We start from the raw sequence: 10,378 nt of genomic DNA on the forward strand, positions 1-10,378 counted from the left end.
TCTGCACGTAGACGCTGATTTTCTGCAATGAGGTCTTCCTCTACATCCTTGGAAATCTTATGAGGACGGCCTGTAGCTGCTCGACCACGCCGCTCAATATACAAGCCTTCTGGACCTTCGGTCAGATAGATTCGTTCCCAGTCCTGTACTCGCTTGTGGCGGATCCCGAATCTCTCAGCTGTTTCTGTGCAGCTGAGATTTTCTTTCCTCATAGTTTCCACTACCAGTTTCTTGAATTCTGGTGCATATCGTTTTTGTGAAACTCCCTTTGGCATAAAAAATCACCCCATCTGTTAGATAGTATATCATACTGTCTAACAAATGGGGTGCAGTTCAAAAAGGAGCTGCTCTTTTTGTCTTTTTGTAGGAAAAAAGAAAAAAATTTTTCACAAAATAAACTGTACCCTAATTATTGGGTTAAGGAGTATTAAAATATTCTAAGTCCTAATGTACAATTTCCCTAAAAGTAATTGTAAAGGAGGGACAGAATGGAGCTGGACTACAAGGCAATCGGGAAGCGTGTGAAAATTGCTCGTATCAAAGCAGATATGGCGCAGGATGATCTTGCCAATCAAGTGGGGATTTCAGCAGCACACATGAGCAATATTGAAACAGGAAAAACTCGCGTTAGTTTGACTGTAATCGTCAACATTGCCAATGCTCTGGCGATATCTGTGGATGACCTGCTTTGCGATAATGTGATTAAAACAAAAGTGCAGTTTGAAAAGGATCTTGCAGAAATTGTCGATGATTGTGATGATTACGAGATTCGGATCATTCGAGATGTAGCAGAAGCTACTAAGACCTCGCTGCGCCGAGATGCGCATTTGAGAAATTAGAATGCCGCTTCAAGATAGCAGATAGTAAAATGTATCGCAGCATAGGCGCTTAATAGTTCGGATGTGTCTGTGCTGTAATACTATAAGGCTTTTTACAAATAATCCTGATAAGACATGAGAAAAACTCATAGTTCCGTAGAAGGAACTTGAGTAATAGTAATTCAGAGCCGCCATTACTTAGACGACCCTATACCATGCAGACACAGGCACGGCGGTAATTTGGAGGCCGCCGTCATGTTTGTAAGGCATCCTCTCAGGGTAGTGAATTTTCCTTAACAACTCAAAACAGTAATGTCCTTCCGGGTCATTCACACCCCCATCGTGATGTACCCTGCGAAGGACGGGATTTTGCGGCCTTTTTGTGCGCCCAGCTGACGTATGTTCAGCTGGGCGCATTTTTTTGTGTCCATTATTTCTTTGTTGGCTGCCGGTCACCGCCCAGATTTTTTGAAACTTTTCTAATTTCAATTTCAAAAAATCGGAGGAACTGTTATGTGTTTTAATCCTGTTGAAACCGGTGAGCGAATTAGAAGATTACGAGAGCATCTCGGATACTCTCAGACTCAGCTTTCGGAAAAGATTAACTTCAGCCGCAGTTACATAAGCAAGGTGGAGGTTGGCATCCGGATACCATCAATCGATTTTCTGATGGAGGTGTCTGATTTTGCAGGTGTAACTTTGGATTATCTGATTGTTGGCAAAAGGAATGAAAAGCAAATCAATCAAATTAAGAAGGAGATCAATTCTTTGATCGATGCGCTCTATTGCTTAGAGAAAAAACTATGATTGCGCCAATTTGTGAACAGAATGCGCCAACTGGGCAGTCGAAAATGAAGTGATCATACGTTAAACTTTAAGTACAACCTGAATGAAGGTTGTTTGAACCTTGAAAAATGAATATCCGGCGACTAAATAACATCAGCAAGTGAGCCTGAGAAAAAGGAAAAGCGATGCGGAGGATGCGCCAAGACCACCTGCGGGAACAGCGAAAGGAGGTGTTTTCTCTTTTCAATCCTGTAAATGACGGCCAAGAAAGGTGCGAGCGGGTCCATCCATCCAAAAGCAGCTTTGGCAAGCTGTTTCGCCAAGACCTCACTTGCCTATAATGGTACCCCTGCCCAGCCACAACTCACATAATGGGGGCAGCTCGGAGAGAACCTCGGAGGGGTTAGATTCCCGGAGTGCGGCGCCAGCCGCAGTTTAGTCGACCGCCCTTGTCTGGGGAAGTAGTGTCAAATACAGACAAAAGAAAACTGATACCAAACACTTGATATCAGAAGCCACGGAGATCACTGACTGGAATATCCTTAGTTACATGTAACCTTCGAAACGATAGAAGGTGGTCTCCGTTTTTGTGGTATCAAGTCCTGCTGGGATTCGGCAGAGAAAGGAGAAGTTCAATGGACAGATCTGATAAAAATGTGGATTACTGCGGGATCATCATCCTGCTCAGACAGCTCATCGCAGCCGGTCATTGCACCAAAGCTGAGGGGCAAAAAATCGCTGCCAGAATCGCTGTTGCTTATGATATTAATATCATTTATCCGCTCTGATTTTCATTGCTTATGATGAATAGCTATTAAGCCCTTATTATGGTATTGTTTGTTTGCTGAAAGGAGGCGAAACACGATGGCAAATACGAAAATTACCGATGGAAGTATGGCTTTGAATGACAGACAGGTCAGAGTCATCACCATCGAAGCGACCAGGCAGCCAGAAGAAATCAAACTGCGTGTAGCAGCCTATGCCCGTGTCAGTTCGTCATCTGAAGACCAGCTCAATTCCTTCGCCGCTCAGAACCAGTACTATACAGAGCTGATATCTGGCAATAACAACTGGCACATGGTAGACATCTATGCAGACGAGGGTATCACTGGAACATCCGCTCTCATTCGAGCAGACTTCCAACGAATGCTGGCAGACTGCCGCAGAGGGAAAATCGACCGTATCCTTGTAAAGTCCCTCTCTCGATTCGCTCGAAACACAAAAGAGTGTCTGGAAAGCATCCGAGAACTGAAGGGTCTTGGTGTCAGCGTGTACTTTGAAAAAGAAAGCATTGATACCGCCAAGATGACTGGTGAAATGCTGACTGCCATCTATGCATCCTTCGCACAATCGGAAAGCGAATCCATCTCAGGCAATATGAGATGGAGCTATCAGAAACGGATGCAAAGTGGACAGTTCATCACCTGCAAGGCCCCCTTCGGATATCGGCTTGAAAATGGAACACTCAAAATCGAAGACTCGGAAGCCGTTGTAGTACAGATGATTTACGATGAATTTCTGTCAGGGAAAAACACGATGGAAATCGCAGATTTACTGACAGAAAGCGGAATTCCTACACAGACTGGAAAACCTTGCTGGCAGGCAACCGCTGTTGGATACATCCTGCAAAATGAAAAGTACATTGGTGATGCACGACTTCAGAAGAAATATTCGACAGAAACCTTCCCAGTCCAGCGGAAAATCAACTATGGCGAGCGACAGCAGTACTATGTGACTGCAACGCACCCTGCGATTATTGATAGAGCAATCTATGAAAAAGTGCAGGCACTCTATCAGACAAGGGCAGCGGAAATCCGAAATAAGCCCAAGCATCACTTCAACTTCACGAAAAAAATCGTGTGTGCTGATTGTGGAACCTATTTTCAAAGAAAAATCAGCGGAACAAATCCTTATTGGGTGTGCCGCAAGCATAGTAAAAACAGCAAGGATTGTGCGATGATGCCCATTCCAGAAACAGAAATCGAACAGGCATTCATTCGTCTGTATTGCAATCTAAAGTGGCAGGGTAAATCAATCCTTCAGCAGATGATTCAGAATCTTCAGACTATCCGAAATCGAAGGATGCTCTGGAGTGAAGATGTCATTGAACTCAACAAACAAATATCCGACCTATCCAGTCAGAATCAAATGCTCACAATGCTGAAAAAGCAAGGGCTTATTGATCCTGACATTTTTATAGCCCAAACCAATGAACTGACCGAACAGCTTAGAGAAGTAAAGCTCAAGAAAGAACGCTTGATGGATGCAGAGGGTGACAACACCATCTCCCAGACGAAGGAACTGCTGGACATTCTGGAATCAGGGCCGGACTTCCTTGAAAGCTTCAGTGCTGAACTGTTCGGTGAACTCATTGAATCGGTCATCGTAGACAGCAATGAGAAACTGCGGTTCCGTCTCAAGAATGGACTGGAACTGCCAGAAGAAATTGAAAGGACGGTACGCTGATGGGAAACCGTAAGCAGCCATTCGGCTACCAAATAGAGCTGGGTCAAATCGTGATTCAGCCCCAAGAGTCGAAAGTCGTTAAACTGATTTTCACGCACTACAATTCAGGTGATGCTTACAGCACGCTGGTTGAAATGCTCAAAAATCAAGAGGTTGCCTATGATGTGGGAAAGCTATGGAACAAAAACATGGTGGCTCGCATCTTGGAGGATACCAGATATGTTGGAGACAGTCGTTATCCAGCAATCATCACACAAAAAGAGTTGGACATAGCACAGGAAAAGAGAAAGAAAAAATGTGTGAGGACAGACAACTCCCAAACCAATAAGCTTCTTCGACAGCTCAGTGGCAGACAGTATATTGAGGGTATGGAACAGCATGTCTTAAATCTGCTCAACAGCTTGATCCTGCACCCAGAGCAAATTCAGGAGAAAGAAAAAGCCACCGCTCCTTGCGAACTGCAAACCATGCAGGACAAGCTGGACGAACTTCTGAACTGTCAACCCATCGATGAGGATTCTGCGAAGAAACTGATTCACGAAATTGCCGCTATGCAGTACACAATGCTGGGTTCCAGTAAATACGAAAGCGAACGACTCAGGCAGCTGTTCAGCCAAAGAGAGGTCATGAAAGAATTGGATGCAGAACTTCTCAAAAACACAGTATCGGAAATCATCAACAGCGGAAACGGCAGAATATGCCTGCGACTGAAGAATAAGCAAATCATCGGAAGGAGTGAAACGAGATGACGGAACGAAACACCAATGTGATTGTGATCCCGGCAAGGCCGGAGATGGCAAATGCGGCAAAGACACAGCGACAGCTTCGAGTCGCAGCATACTGCCGAGTATCGACAGATGACGAGGAACAGCTTACCAGCTATGAAGCTCAGAAGAATTATTATACCGATAAAATCATGACCAATAAGAGCTGGACAATGGCAGGTATCTTCGCAGACGAAGGTATCACTGGAACATCCGCTCGCAAACGCCCAGAATTCCTTCGCATGATTCGACAGTGCCGCAAAAAGAAAATCGATGTGGTTCTGACCAAATCCATCTCCCGCTTCGCCAGAAATACGGTCGACTGCCTCAACTACATCCGTGCGCTCAAAGAATTGGGTATTGCAGTAATCTTTGAGAAAGAGAATATCAACACACTGGAAACAGACAGCGAAATACTCATCACAATGCTGGGAGCCTTCGCCCAAGCAGAAAGCGAAAGCATCTCTGCCAATGTCCGCTGGGGCAAACGGCAAGCCATGCGTGAGGGCAAAACAAGCATCCATTACAGCAGCCTGTATGGTTACGAAAAAGGCGAAGATGGCAACGCAAAGATCATCCCCGAACAGGCAGAGGTGGTACGAAAAATCTATGACATGCTTCTGACTGGAGCAAGCCTGCGGATGATCAAGGAGTTTCTGGAGTCCGAAGGAATCCGAAATACCGGTGGGAAAGAATGCTGGAGCATCGCCAGTATCCGCAACATACTAAGCAATGAAAAGTATTGTGGTGATGTCCTGCTCCAGAAAACCTTCATCGAGGACTGCATCAGCAAAAAGGTGGTCAAGAACACAGGTCAGCTTCCCATGTATCTGATTCAAAACCACCACGAGGGAATCGTAAGTCGGAAGACCTTCGATGCAGTGCAGGCAGAACTGGCAAGACGGACAGCGGCAAAAAGCCACTCGAAGAAAAATGCACCTACAGGTCGTACATCCTACACCAGCAAGTATGCCCTGTCTGAAAGGCTAGTCTGCGGCGAGTGCGGCACATTGTATCAACGCTGTACATGGAGCAAGAAAGGGAAAAAACGCATCGTATGGCGATGCGTGAGCCGTCTTGAATATGGCACAAAGTATTGCCAGCACTCTCCCACATTGGACGAAGAACCGCTCCAGAAAGCGATTCTGAATGCCATCAACTCGGTGATGAGCCACAAGGATATCCTTACGAAAGACCTTCTGCAGGTCATGGAAATGGAGCAGGCTCCAATCCCCGGCGAAACCATCAGCCTTGCCGATATTGAACGCAGAATGGAAGAAATCAATCAGCTCGTTCGTGAAATCATCCAAAAAACCGCGCCCACACAGGATGCGAAAGATTATACGGAACAGCTTGAATCGGTGATGAAAGAAATGGCTTTCCTAAAAGAAAAGAAAGCTGTTATCGAACAACACCGCAAAGAAAACAGTCAGGCAATGAGCCGTATAGAATCTACTGCAGATGCAATCAAGCAGATGCCCAACCACTTCACAGACTGGGATGAAAGCATCATCCGTCAGCTGGTAGACACTGTCAAGGTAGTCTCGGCAGACAGAATCATCGTCTACCTGAGAAGTGGCACTCAGGTAGAACAGGAAATCGTGAAATCATAATGGGTAGTGAGTATATGGATGAGCGTAAAAGCAGTCGCACTCGACCTGAGAAAGCAACTGATATGGAACAAGTCCGAATCACGGCAAAAACCTTTTTAATGCTGGACTATCAGAAAACATCGTTTTCACCAATGGTCGTCCAGCATCCCTTCACATCTTCAGGGATCGTACTTGTTCAAAAAGATGACACAGCACAACTGGTCGATATCACAGAGTCGCAGGAGAATTTTGAAGAATGGCAAAGATTCATCAGCGGAGAAATTGACCAAGCAGAACGAGCGTATGACATTTACATGATGCTCAACAAGGCATTTGCTCTGACCTTTCTAAAGTATGCAGCCCCATATATGTCAACGAATGACTTCTCAAGTATCCTTGCTGATGCATGGATGCTTTCAGAAAACCCCAATCAGGATGTGAATGTGTCCAAAAAAGAGCTGACAGCTATGTTCAAGGCGGCTGACAGAAATATGATGATGCGGGACAGCGACAAGGAGCTGTTCAGTTCCCTCGATGATTGTGTTACGATTTACAGAGGTGTTACCGATTATAACAGAACAAATATCCGGGCACTGTCATGGAGCCTCGATTACAAAACAGCCCAATGGTTTGCGGGACGATTTGATCAGGAGGGTACTGTATATCAGGCAACTATCAATAAAAAAGATATTTTAGCAGTATTCACAGGACGCAATGAATCAGAAATCATTGTAGATCCCAAGTGTCTGCAGAATATCGAAGAAGTCCAAGAGCAGGGTTTCGGCATGACGATGTCCTGCTTTTAAGGACTGTGCGAACACAAGATAAAGAGAAACGCAGCAGAATCTCTGCTGTGCTTCTCTTTGTCCTGTTACGAAAATAGGCAGAAATGCCGGAAAGGAGAAAAGCTATGAATGTACGCAAAGCAATTGATTACAGCGATATGTTTGAGGCTCTGAAAGAAGCCGTAAACGCTGAAATGTCCCAGATGGAACTATATTGTGAAATCGGCCGTCTGGTCAGCGAGCGTCCGGAGAAAGGTGCGGCGGTTGCTGCTTCCAAGTATTTGGCAGAGCAGTATCCTGAACTGGCTGGCTTTTCTCCTCGGAATCTGCGTCGGATGCGGGACTTCTATAAAATGTATGCAGATGCTCCGGAGTGGCAGGCAATGGCGAAGCAGATCGGTTGGACACAGAATGTAGTCCTTCTGGAAGCTGATTTAACGGCAGAGCAGCGTGCTTGGTATTTGCAGGCTGTCTTGGAGTTTGGATGGTCAAAGAACGAACTCAAAAGTGCCATTGAAACATCGATGCATGAAGAAATCACACTCGATTATCCCGCTGATTCATGCTATACTATGAACATTAAGCAGGAATCGGAGCACAACGAAAATGACCAAGATACTATTTATCTGTCACGGCAATATCTGCAGGAGTCCGATGGCAGAGTTTATAATGAAAGACCTTGTGAAGAAAGCAGGACTGGAGCAGGAATTCCAAATCGAGTCTGCTGCCACCAGTCAGGAGGAAATCGGGAACCCGGTCTATCCTCCCGTTTGCCAGTTGCTCAAAGAGCAGGGGATCGATTGTTCCGGCAAAACAGCCAAGCAGCTTCACAATCGGGATTACGAGAAATACGATCTGCTGATTGGAATGGATCAGCAGAATCTCCGCAATATGTATCGCATTTGCGGCGGCGATTTTGCCGACAAAATGCACCTCCTGATGGACTTTACAGACCGCCCAGGCAATGTAGCCGACCCCTGGTACACAAGAGATTTCAAGGCGACATGGCAGGATGTGACAGAAGGTTGTCAGGGGCTGCTTAATGCGCTGACGAAGAAATGAGGTGCTATCATGGAGCAGGAAGATAAGATCCAGCTTTTTGAAGACAAACGCATCCGTACCGCATGGGATGCAGAACATGAAGAATGGTACTTTTCCATCGTAGATGTTGTTGGCGTTTTGACAGACAGCGTTGATCCAACAGCTTATTGGAGAAAGCTCAAACAGCGTCTGAAAGCAGAAGGAAATGAAACCGTGACAAATTGTCACGGTTTGAAAATGACCGCAGCTGATGGGAAAAAGCGAAAGACCGATGTAGCTACCACAGAGCAGCTCCTTCGGCTGATTCAGTCCATCCCATCTCCCAAGGCAGAGCCTTTCAAAATGTGGCTGGCACAGGTCGGCCGGGAACGAATCGAAGAAACCATCGACCCAGAGCTGACGATTGATCGTGCGCTTGAAACCTATTTGAAAAAAGGTTACTCCCGCGAGTGGATCAACCAACGGCTGCAGGCCATTCAGGTTCGAAAAGAACTGACCGATGAATGGGATGCCCGTGGGGTCCAAAAGGGAATGGAATATGCGATCCTGACCAATGAGATCTCTCGTGCATGGTCTGGCATGACGACTGGACAATATAAAAAGCTGAAAGGCTTGACCAAAGAGAATCTCCGTGATAATATGACTACATTAGAGTTAGTATTGAATATGCTGGCTGAAGCAACCACTACGGAGATTTCCAAGCAGAAGGCTCCAGAATCTTTTCAGGAGAATATTGAGGTTGCTCGTGCAGGCGGTAAGGTCGCCGGAGATGCACGAAAAGCGGTCGAAACTCAAACAGGTGTGCCGGTTATCACAAGTAAAAATGCGTCACAGCTGAATCAAGTTGTGGCGAATTTGATTGAGAGCGGAATCCCTACCGCTGAAGATCCTAAAGAGAAAAAATAATTTTTCGACTACTCTGAAAAAAACGGGATTTGGAATGGCATCTAAAGTGTTCACATATTCCAAGAAAAGTACTGATTTCGAAAGAAATTCAGTACTTTTTCTTTTTCTAAATTAAACCGTATTATTTTGACGCCGCTTTGACGATAAAAGTTAAAACACTCCATCCGGCGGCTAGCCGATCTACTTATTTGCAAAAAAAGGAGGGCAACACGCCCTCCCTTCTCTCTTAATACCCCGGATAATATCCCTTGCCGTCTACATATTTCCCGTTTACCATATGCATTCCATTTTTCATATGCCGCCGCCCAAACGCCGGGGCTTTCCCATTTCCAAATTGAACACCGTTATTTCATAGCTGCTGCAAGCTTAGTCACCAGCTCTGCGCCGTACTTATACGCCAGCAGGTACTGCATGGTCTCTGCAGCGAGGCCAGCCTTTTGCTGCACCTTGGTGATCGCCGCCTGCACCTCTGGGTCGGTCTCCGGTACTTCCTCTTCCGGCTTCTCCTCCAGCTCATCGTAAGCCAACCCCAGCGTATCCAGAATCCCCTTCGCATACGCCACACCGAACTTCTGCTGATCGGCCAGCGTGTCGACCTGCGCGGCGTCCGCCTTGGTGTCGACAAACACGCCCTCGCAGATCACTGCCGGACAGACCGTATCGCGGATAAACGCATAGTAGTCACCGCGCCTGCCCTTGCGGGTTTTAACACCACGGCTGTTCTGCCCGATCGCCTTGACCTGCTTCTCGATATTCTGCGCGAGCACCTTGCCCGTGCCGCCGTGGATCGTGTGGAACACCTCGAAGCCGTCGCCGCCGCCCGAATTATTGTGAATGTCCACGGCCAGATCGGGGTCATAGGCGTTGCACTCGCGCACCTCCTGACTGACTGTGTCGTTCTCATCCTTGGTGCGGCTCATGCGGACATCCACGCCATACGCGGCGAGGAAATCACGGCAGGCCAGCGCCATCGTGAGGTTGACATCTTTCTCCACCAGATAGCCGACCGCACCGGAATCGCTGCCGCCGTGACCGACGCCGATAAATACCTTCTTCTTGCCCATCGGTTTGCCCTCCTTGTTCTTTTTTCTCATACATACTACGCTGCACACCGGGCGGCCGTTCGCCCCCTCACGCTCCGGGGCGAACAGATAGCCGTCACCGGCGCGGTACATGCCCGTCGAACCGCCCGCATCCTGCACCAGCAGCAGGTCGATGGT

The 10,378-nt window shown here is 46.8% G+C and carries 12 protein-coding genes and 1 pseudogene; 10 read left to right on the top strand and 3 right to left on the bottom strand.

The genetic code is table 11. The features are described from left to right. Nucleotides 1-275 (bottom strand): helix-turn-helix domain-containing protein (locus T363_RS0112795; protein WP_031476430.1); only part of this gene is annotated, 275 nt, incomplete at its 3' end. Between the two features lie 213 nt (nt 276-488). Between T363_RS0112795 and T363_RS0112800 the strand changes: the two genes are divergently transcribed. Further along, nucleotides 489-839, top strand: coding sequence for a helix-turn-helix domain-containing protein (locus T363_RS0112800; RefSeq protein WP_031476431.1), 351 nt, complete (start codon nt 489-491; stop codon nt 837-839). Between the two features lie 492 nt (nt 840-1,331). Beyond that, a complete protein-coding gene (locus tag T363_RS0112805; RefSeq protein WP_051643277.1) occupies nt 1,332-1,625 on the top strand; it encodes a helix-turn-helix domain-containing protein in 294 nt (97 codons plus the stop codon). Between the two features lie 122 nt (nt 1,626-1,747). Here T363_RS0112805 and T363_RS16485 read toward each other — a convergent pair whose 3' ends face one another. After that, nucleotides 1,748-1,927 carry a hypothetical protein gene (locus T363_RS16485; RefSeq protein ID WP_154658813.1) on the bottom strand — a complete coding sequence of 60 codons (180 nt, stop codon included), beginning with the start codon at nt 1,925-1,927 and terminating at the stop codon, nt 1,748-1,750. Between the two features lie 312 nt (nt 1,928-2,239). On the opposite strand from T363_RS16485, the gene T363_RS16160 reads away from it, so the two are divergent. The 8 genes and pseudogenes from T363_RS16160 (at nt 2,240) to T363_RS0112840 (ending at nt 9,158) form a co-directional block, all read left to right on the top strand. Then, nucleotides 2,240-2,392, top strand: a complete 153-nt coding sequence (locus tag T363_RS16160; RefSeq protein ID WP_154658814.1) for a hypothetical protein — start codon at nt 2,240-2,242, stop codon at nt 2,390-2,392. Between the two features lie 76 nt (nt 2,393-2,468). Continuing rightward, nucleotides 2,469-4,070: a recombinase family protein gene (locus T363_RS0112815; protein ID WP_031476433.1), complete on the top strand. Its 1,602-nt coding sequence runs from the start codon at nt 2,469-2,471 to the stop codon at nt 4,068-4,070. Continuing rightward, the gene (locus T363_RS15300; protein WP_031476434.1) at nt 4,070-4,819 is read left to right on the top strand and encodes a recombinase family protein; all 750 of its coding nucleotides are present in this window, start codon (nt 4,070-4,072) and stop codon (nt 4,817-4,819) included. The genes T363_RS0112815 and T363_RS15300 overlap by 1 nt, the downstream gene beginning before the upstream one ends. Further along, nucleotides 4,816-6,447 (top strand): recombinase family protein, encoded by a 1,632-nt coding sequence (locus T363_RS0112825; RefSeq protein WP_031476435.1) that lies wholly within the window; start codon nt 4,816-4,818, stop codon nt 6,445-6,447. The genes T363_RS15300 and T363_RS0112825 overlap by 4 nt, the downstream gene beginning before the upstream one ends. A 14-nt stretch (nt 6,448-6,461) precedes the next feature. Then, nucleotides 6,462-7,232: a hypothetical protein gene (locus T363_RS0112830; protein WP_154658815.1), complete on the top strand. Its 771-nt coding sequence runs from the start codon at nt 6,462-6,464 to the stop codon at nt 7,230-7,232. Nucleotides 7,233-7,369: 137 nt separating this feature from the next. Beyond that, nucleotides 7,370-7,732, top strand: a pseudogene (locus T363_RS16650) (DUF1016 N-terminal domain-containing protein); the annotation flags it as partial. 85 nt (nt 7,733-7,817) lie between these two features. Then, on the top strand, nt 7,818-8,273 hold the full coding sequence (locus T363_RS0112835) for a low molecular weight protein-tyrosine-phosphatase (RefSeq protein WP_034972396.1): 456 nt from the start codon (nt 7,818-7,820) through the stop codon (nt 8,271-8,273). Between the two features lie 9 nt (nt 8,274-8,282). Next, on the top strand, nt 8,283-9,158 hold the full coding sequence (locus T363_RS0112840; RefSeq protein WP_031476438.1) for a BRO-N domain-containing protein: 876 nt from the start codon (nt 8,283-8,285) through the stop codon (nt 9,156-9,158). Nucleotides 9,159-9,502: 344 nt separating this feature from the next. Here the strand turns inward: T363_RS0112840 and T363_RS15305 are convergent. Next, on the bottom strand, nt 9,503-10,378 hold an 876-nt coding region (locus T363_RS15305), incomplete at its 5' end, for an N-acetylmuramoyl-L-alanine amidase (RefSeq protein WP_051643279.1).

The organism is Agathobaculum desmolans ATCC 43058, from assembly GCF_000701665.1.
GTDB lineage: Bacteria > Bacillota > Clostridia > Oscillospirales > Butyricicoccaceae > Agathobaculum > Agathobaculum desmolans.